This is a genomic window from Nonomuraea montanisoli (genome assembly GCF_013363975.1).
Classification (GTDB): domain Bacteria; phylum Actinomycetota; class Actinomycetes; order Streptosporangiales; family Streptosporangiaceae; genus Nonomuraea; species Nonomuraea montanisoli.
This window is the reverse complement of record NZ_JABWGN010000002.1, coordinates 328685-343486: the sequence shown is the minus strand read 5'-3', so window position 1 is coordinate 343486 and position 14802 is coordinate 328685. Positions and strand designations below refer to the sequence as shown.

13 protein-coding genes are annotated in these 14802 nt (G+C 72.2%); 8 read left to right on the top strand and 5 right to left on the bottom strand.

Features of this window, described 5'->3' with window-relative positions:
• Positions 1-21: 21 nt before the first annotated feature.
• Complete coding sequence (locus tag HTZ77_RS05100) at positions 22-594, top strand: hemerythrin domain-containing protein (RefSeq protein WP_175588249.1); 573 nt, start codon at positions 22-24, stop codon at positions 592-594.
• Between the two features lie 33 nt (positions 595-627).
• Complete coding sequence (locus HTZ77_RS05095; protein ID WP_175588248.1) at positions 628-1020, top strand: DUF5709 domain-containing protein; 393 nt, start codon at positions 628-630, stop codon at positions 1018-1020.
• A 150-nt stretch (positions 1021-1170) separates the two neighbouring features.
• On the opposite strand, the gene HTZ77_RS05090 is transcribed toward HTZ77_RS05095, so the two are convergent.
• Positions 1171-1824 carry an HAD family hydrolase gene (locus HTZ77_RS05090; RefSeq protein WP_175588247.1) on the bottom strand — a complete coding sequence of 218 codons (654 nt, stop codon included), beginning with the start codon at positions 1822-1824 and terminating at the stop codon, positions 1171-1173.
• A gap of 120 nt (positions 1825-1944) precedes the next feature.
• Between HTZ77_RS05090 and HTZ77_RS05085 the strand changes: the two genes are divergently transcribed.
• Positions 1945-2559, top strand: a complete 615-nt coding sequence (locus tag HTZ77_RS05085; protein WP_328808419.1) for a Uma2 family endonuclease — start codon at positions 1945-1947, stop codon at positions 2557-2559.
• On the opposite strand, the gene hrpA is transcribed toward HTZ77_RS05085, so the two are convergent.
• Together hrpA and ppgK are read right to left on the bottom strand one after the other, a co-directional pair.
• The gene (hrpA, locus tag HTZ77_RS05080; RefSeq protein ID WP_175588245.1) at positions 2549-6421 is read right to left on the bottom strand and encodes an ATP-dependent RNA helicase HrpA; all 3873 of its coding nucleotides are present in this window, start codon (positions 6419-6421) and stop codon (positions 2549-2551) included. The genes HTZ77_RS05085 and hrpA overlap by 11 nt on opposite strands.
• 232 nt (positions 6422-6653) lie before the next feature.
• Complete coding sequence (gene ppgK, locus HTZ77_RS05075) at positions 6654-7379, bottom strand: polyphosphate--glucose phosphotransferase (RefSeq protein WP_175588244.1); 726 nt, start codon at positions 7377-7379, stop codon at positions 6654-6656.
• Positions 7380-7499: 120 nt separating this feature from the next.
• On the opposite strand from ppgK, the gene HTZ77_RS05070 reads away from it, so the two are divergent.
• On the top strand, positions 7500-8618 hold the full coding sequence (locus HTZ77_RS05070) for a TIGR03118 family protein (RefSeq protein ID WP_175588243.1): 1119 nt from the start codon (positions 7500-7502) through the stop codon (positions 8616-8618).
• Between the two features lie 191 nt (positions 8619-8809).
• Positions 8810-9628 (top strand): DUF4253 domain-containing protein, encoded by an 819-nt coding sequence (locus HTZ77_RS05065; protein ID WP_175588242.1) that lies wholly within the window; start codon positions 8810-8812, stop codon positions 9626-9628.
• Between the two features lie 52 nt (positions 9629-9680).
• On the opposite strand, the gene HTZ77_RS05060 is transcribed toward HTZ77_RS05065, so the two are convergent.
• Together HTZ77_RS05060 and HTZ77_RS05055 are read right to left on the bottom strand one after the other, a co-directional pair.
• Entirely contained in the window at positions 9681-10511 is an 831-nt protein-coding gene (locus tag HTZ77_RS05060) for an SAM-dependent methyltransferase (protein WP_175588241.1), read from the bottom strand.
• Between the two features lie 158 nt (positions 10512-10669).
• Positions 10670-11944, bottom strand: a complete 1275-nt coding sequence (locus HTZ77_RS05055; RefSeq protein WP_175588240.1) for a helix-turn-helix domain-containing protein — start codon at positions 11942-11944, stop codon at positions 10670-10672.
• A 220-nt stretch (positions 11945-12164) separates the two neighbouring features.
• Between HTZ77_RS05055 and HTZ77_RS05050 the strand changes: the two genes are divergently transcribed.
• The 3 genes from HTZ77_RS05050 to HTZ77_RS05040 are packed head-to-tail and all read left to right on the top strand — an operon-like array spanning position 12165 to position 14790.
• Positions 12165-12932, top strand: a complete 768-nt coding sequence (locus tag HTZ77_RS05050; protein WP_175588239.1) for a hypothetical protein — start codon at positions 12165-12167, stop codon at positions 12930-12932.
• Positions 12929-14521: an MFS transporter gene (locus HTZ77_RS05045; protein WP_175588238.1), complete on the top strand. Its 1593-nt coding sequence runs from the start codon at positions 12929-12931 to the stop codon at positions 14519-14521. Before HTZ77_RS05050 ends, HTZ77_RS05045 begins: the two co-directional genes overlap by 4 nt.
• 56 nt (positions 14522-14577) lie before the next feature.
• A complete protein-coding gene (locus HTZ77_RS05040) occupies positions 14578-14790 on the top strand; it encodes a hypothetical protein (RefSeq protein WP_175588237.1) in 213 nt (70 codons plus the stop codon).
• Positions 14791-14802: the final 12 nt, after the last annotated feature.

Sequence of the window (14802 nt, the reverse complement as noted above, 5' to 3'; positions counted from 1 at the left end):
GGGCGGGTAGCACGTCGCCCCATGGCGACCGATGTCATCACACTCATCACCCGTGACCACCGCAAGGTCGAGGCGCTCTTCGAGCGGCTCAAGAAGAAGGAGGGCGATCCGCGGGCCACCGTCGCGGAGCTGCACGCCCTCCTCACCGCGCACGCCCGCGCCGAGGAGGACCGCGTCTACCCCGGCATCGACGCGCACCACGAAGTGGAGGAGCACAAGGAGGCGGAGGTGCTGCTCGACGCGCTCAAGCGGGCCGAGCCGGGCACCGCCGACTTCGAGGAGACCCTCGGCAAGCTGGTGGAGGCCGTGAACCACCACGTCGAGGAAGAGGAGGGCAAGCTCCTGCCGAAGCTGGCGAGCCAGGTCGACGCCAAGGAGCTGGAGCGGCTCGGCGCGGCCTTCCGGAAGCGGCGCGACGAGGAGCTGACCGCGCTGACGGGCGGCGCCGGCTCCGGCTCCGGCTCCGGCTCCTCGGCCGACGGCGAGGCGACGAAGGCGGAGCTGTACGCGGAGGCGCGCAAGGCCGACATCCCCGGCCGCTCCCAGATGGACAAGGAGGAGCTGGAGGAGGCTCTGCGGAAGACCGGATCCTAGGGTTCCGGCCCTGAGTGGGGGTAGGGGGGCCCTATGAGCGAACTACCTCCGGACAGGTTCGGCTTCGCCGACGAGCAGGAGATCGAGGTCGAGGAGTGGACCGACGACCTGGGCCTCGACCACCGCATCGACGAGGACGACCCCCAGCACCAGGACTCCCTCGACGAGCGGCTGTGGCGGGAGAAGCCCGACCGGGAGAAGGCGCCCCGGGAGGAGCACCGCCTCACGCAGCCCGACGAGGGCCTGGCACCCGACGAGGAGAAGGACGAGGTCGGCGAGGACTGGGGGGAGGACTCCGGCGACCTGTCGGCCGAGGAGCGCGCGGTCCACGTCGCCCCGGACGATCTGGTCCCCGGCTCCGGCTCCGGTGGCGGGGACGAGGGCGAGGATGACGTGGGCCGGACCGCCGGCCCCTCCTCCCGCTGACCCGCACGCCGTCGCCCGCCGACGCCCGCCTCTCGCGGCGATCCACTTCCCGTGGCGGCCCAACAGAAGGACATCCTGGTGGGCCGCCCGGTGGCGTCCAGACCGAAAGTGTCCAGGCCGGCCGTCGACGCGGGTCAGGCGGCGCGCGGGTCAGGCGATGCGGGACAGCGCGGGCAGCAGGGCGTGCAGGTCGTCGACGATCACGTCAGCGTCGCGCGCCTGGGCCCGCTCGGCGTGCAGGTAGCCCCACGGCCCGCGCCGCAGCAGCGCGGTCCGCATGCCCGCCCGCCCCGCCGGCAGCACGTCGTTGTCCAGCCGGTCGCCCACGTAGAGGATCTCGCCCGGCTCGCGCCCCGCGACGGCGGCGACCTTGGCGAAGAACCCGGGATCGGGCTTGGACACGCCCCACCCCTCCGAGGTGTGGACGGAGTCGGCCGGCAGCTCCATGGCGACCAGCGCGTCGTAGGCCCGGGCCGGCTGGTTGCCCGCGATGATCACCTGGTGGCCGGCGGCGCGCAGCGCGGCGAGGGCGTCGCGGACGTCCGGGTAGAGGTCGTCGGCGTCGAAGTGGTTGCGCAGGCTGTCCGGCTCGTCCCGCTCCCAGGCCGCCAGCTCGGCGTCGACGTCGATGCCGGGCCGGACGAGTTCGAACGCCTCGCGGTGCGAGCGGTCCAGGGCCGCCATGCCGCCCAGCGCGCCCATCATCACGAACCTGCTCACGCCCAGCCGGTCGGCCCACCGCGACCAGATGCGGGTCTCGTCGATGAGCGTCTCGCCGACGTCGAACACCAGTGCCTTGATCATCCCTGCCCTTTCTCGTCGGGCCCCACTGTAAGGGGCGGCGGAAAGGGGTGCGGGAGCGGGCCGAAGATGCAATACTTAGAGTGCCCGTTCGATTACGAAGGGACAATATCAGTGGTTGCCGTGGCCATCGAGAACACGCCCACCCCGCGCGAGCACGCCCATCTGGTCGTCTCGAACGACAAGCCCATGCCAAGGTCGGCTCGCGAGCTCTTCGAGGCATTTCCAGAGCTCCCCGGCTTTCGGGCCGACGTCATTGAAGGGAATCTCATCGTGAGCCCGGTCGGCACCCCCGAGCACGCCCGCTGCGCGATGCGCCTGTTCAGAGCACTCATCCCCATTCTCGACGAGAAGGGCTGGGAAGCGTGGGCCGGCAATGTCGATGTCTGCATCGAAGGCCCGCGAGAGCCGGTCGAGCCCGACTTCGTGATGGCTCCACTTGACTGCCCACGCTGGGGAGAGCGTGAGCTTCTCTCATCCGGGTTGATCATGGTTGCAGAAGTAGTGTCCGCCGGCAGCGTGGTCCGCGATCGCAAAGAGAAGCCAGCTCTCTACGCCCACGGCAGTGTGCCGATTTACCTGATGATCGACACCCTTGCCGCACCTCAGTCCATCACGGTCCACCACAACATCCAGCACGGCGCCTACCGGACGACCACCACCGTGAACGTGGGCTCGCCCATCATGCTGCCCGACCCCATCAACCTGGAGCTCGACACCTCCATCTTCAAGGGCTGAGCCGCTCCATCGCCTTGGCGATGCGCTTCTCCGACACCGGGGTGGGGGTCCCGAGCGTCTGGGCGAAGAAGCTGACCCGCAGTTCCTCGATCATCCACCTGATCTCCACCACGTCCGCGTCCGAACGCCGCGCCGGGTGGAGCTTGTCCAGCAGGTCGTGGTAGTCGTCCTCGACCTTGTGCACCCGCGCCATCCACTCCTCGTCGCGCCAGGGCTCCTCCGGCAGCTTGGTCAGCCGCCGTTCGACGGCCCGCAGGTAGCGCAGCACGTCGGACAGCTGACGCCGGCCGGTCGCGGTGACGAATCCCGCGTACACGAGCCCGCCGAGCTGCTCGCGCACGTCCTCCACCGAGGCGCTCGACCGCAGCGACTCCAGTCGCGTGCCCACCGCGTGCCACACGCTCAGGATCTGCTCCACCTTGGCCAGCACGTCGGCCGCGGTGTCGTGCAGCTCGGCGCGTACGTGCTGGTAGAGGCGGTCGAAGGCGACGGGGTCCCAGGGGGTGCCGCCCATGTCGAGCATGAGCTGGTCGGCCGCGGCGTTGACCACGTCGTCGAACAGCGCCACGGCGCCGCCGTGGGGGCTGCGCGACAGGGCCAGCTTGGCCTGGTTGGACAGGCCGGCGAGCAGTGACTTGGCCGGGTTGGTGACGTTCAGCAGCAGCAGGCGGCGCGTGCCGGGCCAGTGGGAGCGACGCTGCTCCGCCTCCGTCTCGAAGATCTTGATGGAGACCGAGTCGCCGTCGTCCACGAGGGCCGGGAAGCCCTTCATGCGGCCCTGCTCGAACACCTTCGGCAGCGTGCCGAAGCTCCACGTGCGCAGGCCGGTGCGCTCCAGGTCGTCGGCCGCCGCCGACAGCGTGCGGCGCAGGCGCGGCGCGAGGCGCCGCTTGAGCGCGTCGAGGTCCTTGTCCTCGGCGAGCGTCCGTTTGCGCTCGTCGATCACCCGGTACGTGATCCGCAGGTGTTCGGGGATCTGGTCGAGCTGCCACGCCTCGCGCGGCACGCGTACGCCGGTGAGCCGCAGCAGCTCGCGCTCCACGGCCTCCAGCAGCGGCTCGCCGCCCGGCTTCACCCCGGCCAGCACCTGCTTGGCGTAGTTGGGGGCGGGCACGAAGTTGCGGCGCAGCGGCTTGGGCAGCGACCTGATCAGTTCGGTGACCAGTTCCTCGCGCAGGCCGGGGATCTGCCAGTCGAAGCCGTCGGCGCCGATCTGGTTGAGCACCTGGAGCGGCACGTGGACGGTCACGCCGTCGGCGTCGGCGCCCGGCTCGAACTGGTAGGTCAGCTTCATCCGCTGGCCGAGCTGGCGCCAGGTGTCGGGGTAGTCCTGGGTGCTGACGTCGGCGCCCTCGTTGACCAGCATCTCCGGCGAGAAGGTGAGCAGACCGGAGTCGGTGGCGCGGGCCTTCTTCCACCAGGCGTCGAAGTGGCGGGCCGACACCACGTCGGCGGGCACCCGCCGGTCGTAGAAGTCGAACAGCGCCTCGTCGTCGACCATGATGTCGCGGCGGCGGGCGCGGTTCTCCAGCTCCTCGACCTCCTGGAGCAGCCGCCGGTTGGCGCGCAGGAACTCGTGGTGGGAGTCCCACTCCCCCTGGACGAGGGCGTGCCGGATGAACAGCTCGCGGGACAGCTCGGGGTCGATGCGCCCGTAGTTGACCTTGCGGCCGGTCACCAGCGGCACGCCGTACAGGGTGACCTTCTCCAGCGCGATGACCGCGCCCTGGTCCTTCTCCCAGTGCGGCTCGGAGTAGGAGCGCTTGACGAGGTGCTGGGCGATCGGCTCGACCCAGCCCGGCTCGATCTTCGCGTTGACCCGGGCCCACAGCCGCGAGGTCTCGACCAGCTCGGCCGACATGACCCACTGCGGCTGCTTCCTGGCCAGGGCCGAACCCGGGAAGATGGCGAAGCGGGCGTTGCGGGCGCCGATGTACTCCTGGAGGGGGCGGCGGCCCTCGGCGGGGCGCTGCTTGTCCATGACGTCCTTGACGCCGATGTGGGACAGCAGGCCCGACAGCAGCGACACGTGGACGCTGTGCGGGTCGCCGGGATGGCTGTTGGGCTGGGCGCCGAGCGCCTGGCGGAGCTGGCTGTAGATGTCCTGCCACTCGCGCACGCGCAGGTAGTTGAGGTACTCGGCCTTGCACAGGCGGCGGAAGGCGCTGGAGGACAGCTCCTGCTGCTTGTCCTGGAGGTAGTGCCAGAGGTTGAGGTAGGTGAGGAAGTCGGACTCGGGGTCGGCGAAGCGGCGGTGCTTCTCGTCGGCCTGCTGCTGCTTGTCGGCGGGACGCTCGCGCGGATCCTGGATGGACAGGGCGGCGGTGATCACCATGACCTCGCGCAGGCAGCCGTGCTTCTCGGCCTCCAGCACCATGCGGCCGAGCCGCGGGTCGACCGGCAGCGTGGCGAGCTTGCGGCCGATCGGGGTGAGCCGCCCCTCCGCGTCGAACGCGCCCAGCTCGTGCAGCAGGTTGACGCCGTCCTTGACCTGACGGCGGTCCGGCGGCTCCACGAACGGGAACGCCTCGATGTCACCCAGCCCGATGGAGGTCATCTGCAGGATGACCGAGGCCAGGTTGGTGCGCAGGATCTCCGGGTCGGTGAACTCGGGCCGGCCGAGGAAGTCCTCCTCCTCGTAGAGCCGGACGCAGATGCCGTCGGAGGTGCGGCCGGAGCGGCCCTTGCGCTGGTTGGCGCTGGCCTGGGAGATCGCCTCGATGGGCAGGCGCTGCACCTTGGTGCGGTGGCTGTAGCGGGAGATGCGGGCGTAGCCGGGATCGACGACGTACTTGATGCCGGGGACCGTGAGCGACGTCTCGGCCACGTTCGTGGCCAGCACGATGCGCCGGCCGGTGTGGCGCTGGAAGACGCGGTGCTGCTCGGCGGCGCTCAGCCGCGCGTACAGCGGCAGGACCTCGGTGTTGCGGAACTCGGCCTTGCCGAGCGCGTCGGCGGCGTCGCGGATCTCCCGCTCGCCGCTGAGGAAGACGAGGATGTCGCCCGGGCCCTCGGTGACCAGCTCGCGGCAGGCGTCGACGATGCCCTGCGTCTGGTCGTCGTCCTCGCCGAGCGGCCGGTAGCGGACCTCGACGGGGTAGGTGCGGCCGGAGACCTCGACGATCGGCGCGTCGCCGAAGTGGCGGGAGAAGCGCTCGGGGTCGATGGTGGCGCTGGTGATGATGACCTTGAGGTCGGGGCGCCGGGGCAGGAGCTGCTTGACGTAGCCGAGGATGAAGTCGATGTTGAGGCTGCGCTCGTGGGCCTCGTCGATGATGAGCGTGTCGTACTGCTCCAGCAGCCGATCGTGCTGGAGCTCGGCCAGCAGGATGCCGTCGGTCATGAGCTTGACCAGCGTGCGGTCGCTGCCCTGGTCGGTGAAGCGCACCTTGTAGCCGACGACCTGGCCCAGCTCGGTGCCGAGCTCCTCGGCCACGCGCTCGGCGACGGTGCGGGCGGCGATGCGGCGGGGCTGGGTGTGGCCGATCAGGCCGCGCACGCCGCGGCCGAGTTCGAGGCAGATCTTGGGGATCTGGGTGGTCTTGCCGGACCCGGTCTCACCGGCGATGATCACGACCTGGTGGTCGCGGATGGCGGCGAGGATGTCGTCCTTGCGCTGGGAGACGGGCAGGGCCTCGGGATAGCTGAGCGCGGGCACGGCCTCGCGGCGGCGGGCCAGGCGCTGCTCGGCGCGCTCGACGTCGGCGAGGATCTCCGCGGCGATCTTGTCGCGGGCCTCGCGGGAGCGCACCCGGCGCGCGCCGTCGAGCCTGCGCCGCAGCCGCCGCTGGTCGCGCGGCATGAGCTCGGGCAGGCGGGACTGGATGTCGGTGAGCGGAGAGGACAACGCGGAGGTTCCCATACTGCTTTCAGGATATTTGAGCCCGGTGCGCCGGGAGCCAACAGCCCATGCTGCCGGACCGCGCCGCCGTCCCGCATCCCAATAATCGCAGGGGGGAGACAGACATGGCCGTGGCCGTCCACGGCGGGCCCACTCTCCCCAGAGTTGCGTCGTGAACGGCCACGCCCATCAATGAGACTCCCGAAAGGCCGTTCCGGTTGCCTCCCCCGGCCGACTTTCTTGATCAGTAAGGTCAGCCGGCCCGGCTGGCCGCCATCTGGGCGGCGCCGATGATGCCCGCCTCGTTCTGCAGCGCGGCCGGCACGATCGGCGTGTCGATGTGGACGTGCGGCAGCCACTTGTGGGCCTTCTTGCTCACGCCGCCGCCCACCACGATGAGCGACGGGGAGAACAGCATCTCCACGTGCCGCAGGTACTCCTCGACCCGGCCGGCCCACTTGTCCCAGCTCAGCTCGTGGTCCTCGCGGGCCTTGTCGGAGGCGCGCAGCTCGGCGTCCTTGCCGCGCAGCTCCAGGTGGCCGAGCTCGGTGTTGGGCACGAGCACCCCGTCGGTGAACAGGGCGCTGCCGATGCCCGTGCCGAAGGTCAGCATGAGCACGGTCCCGCGCCGGTCCCGGCCCTCGCCGAAGGTCATCTCGGCGATGCCGGCCGCGTCGGCGTCGTTGAGCACGCACGCGCCGCCGAACAGGTCGGAGGCGTCCACGCCGATCCACGAGTGGTGGACGTTGGCGGCGGTGTGCACCACCCCGTCGCGCACCACCCCGGGGAACGTCACGCCGACGGGCCCCGACCAGGCGAAGTGGTCGACGATCTGCCGCACCACCTCGGCGACGGGCTCCGGCTTGGACGGCTGCGGGGTGGGAATGCGCAGGCGTTCCTGGGCCAGCTTGCCCGCCGTGACGTCGACGGGCGCGCCCTTGATCCCTGAGCCGCCGATATCAATCCCCAGAACTTCCATAACCATCCATCTCCCCTACAGACGGCAAGAAACGCCTCGCCGGATATTTCCGGACCATACTGAACCCTGCCCCAGGCGCCCCGCGTATCTCGCGTCACAAGCGCTAACAAGGAGGCACGGATGCGGTCACGCATCATCACACTCTGCGCTGTTGCGGTCGGCCTGGGCAGCACTCTCGCCACCCCCGCACACGCCACCGCCACCCCCCGCGCGCGGTTCGACGTCGTCAACCTCGTCTCGGACGTGAGGGGCAAGGCCGCCACCACCGACCCCAAGCTGGTCAACCCCTGGGGCCTGGCCATGGGCAAGACCCTCTGGGTCTCCGCCACGGGCACCGGCAGCGCCACCGTCTACTCGGGCGCCGGCAAGAAGGAGCAGACGGAGGTCAGCATTCCGGGCGGGGCCCCGACGGGCCAGGTGTTCAACCCCACCGACGGGTTCACCGTGAAGGGCAAACCCGCCACGTTCCTCTTCTCCAGCCCCAGCGGCGCGATCACCGGCTGGAACGCCGAGGCCGACCCGAAGAACGCCGTCATCGCCGCGTTCACCCGCGGGGCCGACTACAAGGGCCTCGCGCTCGCCCGGACCGAGGACGGCGACTTCCTGCTCGCCGCGGACTTCGCCGGCGGCCACATCCACGCCTGGAACTCCGACTTCGAGCGCGTCCGGCTGAAGCGCTGGCAGTTCCGCGACCCGGCCGTCCCGTCGAACTACTCGCCGTTCAACGTGGCGGTCACCAACAACCAGATCTGGGTGGCGTACGCGCTGCGCGACCCGGACACCGGCAAGTCCGTCGCCGGCGCCGGCAAGGGCTTCGTCAGCCGCTTCAACGCCGAGGGCCGCCTGACCGGCCGCATCGCGCGCACCGGGCTGAACGCGCCGTGGGCGATCACCGCGGCTCCGCGCGGCGCGTACGCCGGGTCGGTGCTCGTCGGCAACTTCGGCGACGGCACCATCCACGCCTACCGCAACAACCGCCACCTCGGCGCCCTGCGCACGGCCAACGGCAGCACGATCCAGCTTCCCGGCCTGTGGGACCTGGAGCTCGGCACCGCGGCCAACGGCGGCGAGAACGCGCTGTGGTTCTCCGCCGGCATCGACGGCGGCCAGCACGGCCTGCTCGGCCTCATCCGGCCCGCCGGCTCCGGCGGCTCCTCGGCCAATGCTCCCACCGCGACGCCGACGCCGACCTCCACGTCCTCGCAGCACTCCACCCACTCCTCGTACGGGGGCTACTGACCGGCCACTGACGTTTCCGGCACGGTGGCGCGGCCGTGCCGGAAACACATCGTCACGACGGCGGAGCCCGCGCTCGTCCGCCGCTCGCGCGCGCGAAGGTGAGGAACGCGAAGAATTCGCGCCGCCCCCGAGGCCATGTCGGTGGGCGGCACTACCATCTCCCCGACGGGTGCGGACGGAGACGGTAGGGCATGACAGATCATCGGCTGCCACGCGAGCTGGGCCGGCTGTTCGCCGACGCAGGCAGGGGCCGCGCGCTGCGGGCCGCACTGCCGCCGGGTGACCTCGTCTGGCCCGACCCGGGCTACACCGGGCAGGGAGAGCCGGCCAGGGCGGCGTTCTGGATGAGCGACGATCCCGTCTCCGGCCACGACTGGGCCCGCTTACGCGCCGAGCACCCCTCGAGCGGCCTCTGGCCGGTGCTGCTGGACGAGTCGGCCCAGCCCTGGTCGATCGGCCAGGTCGTGCCGGACGAGCCCACGCAGATCGACCACTTCACGGCCGAGGGGTTCATGCACGAGGTGTGGCAGGAGTGGGTGACGCAGATGCCGTCCGAGGCCCTCGCCGAGCTCGACCCCTACGGCGCGCTCTGCCCCGGCCCGGCCGCCCCCGGCGTGCTGAAGGCCGCCCCCGGCGAGGTCGCCGACTGGTACGCCGAGCAGCTCGCCTCGCGCGGCATGCCGCTGGGCCTGGTCGCGGCCCGGCGCGGCGCCGACGCGCTGGCCGTGATGGGCTGGCAGGGCGCCCTGCACCACAACGAGTGGATGGTGCCGCTCGCAGCGGTGGTGCGCAGCTGGGAGGACCGCTTCGGGGCGCGGGTGGTGTGCGTGGGGTTCAACACGCTGGAGCTGAGCGTCGCGGCGCCTCCGGTGGACGTCGAGCACGCGCTGCACGTGGCGGCCGAGCACTGGACGTTCTGTCCCGACAACGTGGTGCAGGGCCCGGGCGATCTGCGCGGCTACGCGGAGCAGATCATCGGCCGGCACTTCTGGTCGTTCTGGTGGGACTGACGACGCGGGGCCAGAGCGTCCGGGGCCAGAGGACCGGCCAGGGCGCCCGGGGTCAGAGGACGCGGGCGACGGCGCCGTAGTTGCCCGACGCGCTGGGCAGGGCCGCGCACGCCTCGTCGCGCCCGTCGGGCCGCCACTCGGGCACCCACACCAGCCCCGGGTCCACCAGGTCGAGCCCCTCCAGCAGCGCCGCCGCCTCCGCGCGGGTGCGGACGACGTGGCCCGGTAAGGTCATGGCCAGCAGCTCGCCGATCGCGGGCAGCAGCTCGTCGGGGATCGCGTCGAAGGTGGTCTGCAGCAGGGCCAGGTAGCTGCCCCGGGCGGCCGCGTGGCACAGGCACTTGATCGCGTGCCGGGCCTCCTCGTCGCCGAGGCTGGGCACCGAGACCAGCACCAGGCCGACCGGCCGGTCCCAGTCGACGAACGTCCGGACCACCCGGTCGCCGAGCAGGTCCTCGACCTGCCGGATGTCGCCCTCCACCACGCGCACCAGGTCGGTCACCGGCTCGATCGTGGCCTGGGCGTAGGCCAGCACCATCGGGTCGTTCTCCACGTACAGCACCCGCACGTCGGAGCGGCCCAGCGCCTCGCGGGCCAGGTCGTGGAGCTGGCGCCCGGCGGGCAGTCCGCTGGGCACCCCGCTGCCGACGATCACGAACTGGTCGATGCCGCCCGCCGCCAGGTGGCGGATCACGCGGGACAGGAAGGCCAGCACGGCCCGCGCGGCGGCGGTGGTCACGGGAGCGGCCTCGTCATAGCGACGCACGGCGTCGCGGTCGGCCACGAAATTGTTCTTCCCTCCGGCGGCGGCGTCGAGCATACGGGTGATACGCGCCTGGGACGTGTTGAGCCTGGCCAAATTACGGATGGCACGTTGACGCATTTCCGTATCGCCCCTTTCCCCTCGCCTTGCCGTACGGGAAAGTTCCGCGGCCTCGACCCCACTCGGAGGACCAAGTTGAAAATGCTCCAAATGTCCCAACAATACAACCTATTGGCGCGAAATAATCGGGAAATATACGTTTCCCGGTGAATAAAGGATCATCCTCGCGCGATCCGGTCACGGTGGGTGTTCAGCAGGTCGAGGGTCTCCTCGCGCGTGGTCGTGGTGACCGAGAGTTTGGCGAACGCCTGGTGATAGGCCTCGACGGCCCCCGGCTCGGTGATCAGCTCGTCGCGTTCGACGGTGTGCGCGCAGGCGATGTCGGGCTCGAACGCCTCGGCGTAACGCCAGAGCGTGAACGGCCCCGTGCGGGGCAGGTACGCCGGGTCGTCGAGGGGCAGCAGGTGCAGCGAGACGCCGGGGCGCTTGGCGAGGTCGATGAGGGAGTCGAGCTGGGCCAGGTGGACCGCGGGCTCGGCGATGGAGCGCAGCAGCACGCCCTCGTCCATGATCGCCCACACGACGGGGCCGCGCCCGGCGAAGACCATCTCCTGGCGGGCCAGCACCAGCCGCACCGCCGCCTCCACCGAGCCCTGCCCGAGGGTGGCGGGGCCGGCCACGCCGATCGCGGCGCGGGCGTACGCCTCGGTCTGCAGCAGCGCCGGCACCGTCCGCGGGTCGTACACGCGGATCACCGCGGCCCGCTGCTCCAGGGCGAAGGCGGTGGCGAGCCAGACGGGCACCGCAGCGGTGTCCCACCAGGCGGGCTCGCGCTCGCCCCGGGCCAGGGACAGCACGTGCTCGCGGGCGGGCAGCGCGGTCACGCCGTACAGGTCGAGCAGCCGTTCCACCAGGGCCGGGGCGGGGGCCGCGCGGCCGCTCTCGGCGGCCTCGACGCGCACCGTGCCGCGCCCGAGCGCGCTCTCGACCTGCTCGGCCGTCAGGCCGGCCGCCTCGCGCAGGCCGCGCAGCCGCTCGCCGAGCGCCGCGCGGACCGGCGGGGCCAGGGTGGTCCGGGCGGCCGGCACCGCCGGGGCCTCGGGCGCGGGCCGCGGACCGGCCTCCGGGCTCTCGGACAGCCCCTCGGCGCGGCGGGCCAGGTCGATGACGCCGCGCAGCACGGCCAGCGAGCCGTCGGACAGCCCGGAGGCCGCCGCGCCGACGGCCGCGGCGCGCGCCTGGAGGTCGTCCACCGCGGCGGAGCCGGCGCCCGGCGACTCCTCGCCCACCAGCCAGCCGACGCTGACCTGGAGGCAGGAGGCGAGGGCGCGCAGCACCTGGAGGGTCGGGTTGGTCTGCTTGCCGGTGCGGAGCTGGCTGACGTAGGCGCGGGTGATGGGGATGCCCGCCTCGGTCAGCTCGGCGGCCACCTGAGCGCCGCTCAGCCCCCGCTCGCGCAGCGCCAGGTCCAGCCTGTCGGCGATCGTCGCCACTCCGCACCTCCTGCCGCCCGGGAGACCCTCAGCGTAGGGGAATCCGGGGATCATGCGCGCCCACCGGCGTCCGTAAACCTCCGGCGGCGCATCCATACCCAACTGGAAAGTGTCAGTTGACACATCTTCCCACACGACGCCACTATCGGACCGACACGTGGAAAGTGAGACTTGACAGCCGGACGGTTCTGGAGAGTCGCCGGCGAGGAGGTGGCCGGACGTGACCGATCCCCAGACCGGTTCCTGGTTCGCCAGGCGGCCGAGAGCGCCGCAGGCACCGGACCGGGTGATCCTGCGTATCTGCGCCCGGGTGGCGCCCCGCGACAAGCGCGTCCACGTGGCCAACATGCCGCTCGGCGGCGTAGAGGTCTGGGTGGACGGCAACGGCGACCGCTGGGTCCACTACCACCGGATGGCCCGCGAGCTGCGGCTGGCCGGCTGGTACACCGAGGTCGCCGCCGACCGGCTCATGGTGCTCGGCTGGAGCAGCGAGTGCCTGGTCCACCGGGCCCGGATGCTCGACGCCGCCCTCGCGGGCCGGCTGTCCGACTACGTCCGCACCGCGCGCTCGGCCTACGCGCTCGGCACCCGCCTGCGCGAGGAGAAGGTGCCCGCGGACGAGATCCCCACCAGGGTGCGTGACCACGTCGGCCGCGAGCTGCGCTGGCCCGACCGGCTCGCCGAGCTGGACGGCCTGGAGCGCACCGCCTCGCTGGAGGCGCTGCGGCTGCGCCTGGCGCAGGTCGCCGGCCTGGAGGCCAAGGTGAGCCGCCGCTGCGCCGAGCACCTGACGCTGGCCTCCCAGGTCGTCATGTCGCTGGTCGGCCCCGACGCCGGCCGTTCGGCCCGGTCCTGGACGCGGGCGCCCGGCCGCCTCATCGGCCTCACCGAGCGGATGGTCGCGGCCAGCGTGCCGAACCGTCCCGAGGTGCCGCGGCCCGAGCCCGTCACCGTCGCCCGCAGGGACCTGGCGGAGACGCCGCGATGACCCTGACGCCCGTTCGCGAGCACGTCGCCGGCCCGTTCGTCGGGCCGGTGGCGCGACCCCGGCCGCAGGTCCGGGGCCGCTTCGCCGTCCTTCGCCTGATCGCCTGCGGTGTCGTCATCGCGATCATGGCCGACAGCACGGCGACGACGCTGGCGATCCCCGTGCTGAGCCGCGACCCCATCGCGGCCTCGCTGCCGATGGCCGAGGTCACCTGGGTCAGCACGATCAACTTCGCCGCGGTGGCCGCGCTGCTGGCCACGGCGGGCCGCTTCGCCGACCTGCTGGGCCGGCGCAGCGTCCTCGCCTTCGGCCTGGCCCTGTACGGCCTGGGCGCCGCGGCGGTCATCGCGACCACGTCCTGGCCGCTGCTCCTCGGCGGGCGGCTGTCGCAGGGCGTCGGCGCCGCGCTGATGTTCCCCGCCTCGCTCGGCCTGCTGCTGGGCGAGCTGCCCGCCAACCGCCGCGCCGGCGCCATGGCGCTGTGGAGCGCCTCGTCGGGCATCGGCTGCCTCGCGCTCCAGGCCGGAGGCGGCCTGCTCGTGGCCGAGTACGGCTGGCGCGGCCTGTTCCTGCCGAGCGCCGGACTGGCGGCGGCCCTGCTCATGCTGACCCCGGCCCTCCCCCGCTCCCTCGGACAGGTGCGCCGCGTGCCCGACGTGTTCGGCACCGTGCTGCTGATCGGCGCCATCGCGGCGGCCGTGCTGGCCGTGTCGCAGGGCGGCACCTGGGGCTGGACCGACCCGCGCACCATCGGCTGCGCGGTCGCCGCCGCGCTCCTGCTGGCCGGGGCGATCGCCACGTCGTGGCGGCACGCGGCCGGCGCCATCGACATCCGGCTGTGGCGGCGGCCCGGCTTCCTGTGGTCGGGCGGGGCGTCCCTGCTGTACGGCGCGGCCTCGTTCGTGGTGCTCGCGCTCGGCCCGCTGTACCTCAAGAGCTCCGGGTTCGACTCCGTCACCATCGGCCTGTGGCTGACGCCCATCTCGCTCGCGATGATCGGCGGGAGCCCGCTGGCCATGCTGGCCGGGCGGCGCGTCGGCCTCAACGCGGTCATCTACGCCGGGGCCCTGCTCCTCGGCGGCGGCTGCGCCCTCCTGCTGGCCAACCCCTATCCCAATGTCTGGACGCTCGTGGCCGCGCTCATGCTGGGCTGCGGGTTCGGCGCCCTGTCCACCGGCACGTCCACGGTCGGCACGATGGCGGCCCACCCCACCCAGTACGCCTCCGCGGTCGGCGCCATCAACACGGCCCGCATGCTGGGCGGCGCGATCGGCGTGGCCGGCGCCTCGGCCCTGGTGGACCAGCCGGTGCTGGACGGCCCGATGCCCGGCTTCGCCTCCGCGATGGTCGGATGCCTGATCGCGGCCGTGGTCGTCGGCACCGTGGCGCTCGCCCGGGTCGCCGGCACGCCGCGCCGCAGGACCCCGCGCCTGTCGCGGCGCGAGGCCGAGGCGGAGCTGATCATGCTGCGCCGGCTGCTCGCCGAGCTGCGCGACAGCTTCGTCCAGGTACGCGACGAGGCGGAGGAGGAGCTGGCCCGCTTCGGCGCCCGCGACCTGTCCGCCCACCGAACCCCCGAACGGCTCTGAACCCCCTCATCAGTCCCGTGTATCCGCCCGTGAAGCCGCGCTGACAGGAGTGGACCATGCTCGCCGACGAGATCCGCAGGCCGTACCAGCACCCCTACGGAGCCCCCGCCCGGAGGGAGAGGCCGGCGCCGCCGCCTCCCGTGCAGGCCGAGGAGGAGCACGTCGACGGCGCGACGGCCGAGCGCACCGTGCACCGGCTGCACCACATCCGGCAGGTGTCCGACCTGGCCATCAGCGTCATCGACCAGGCGCTCGCGCACGCGTCCTGAACCCCCCACCCG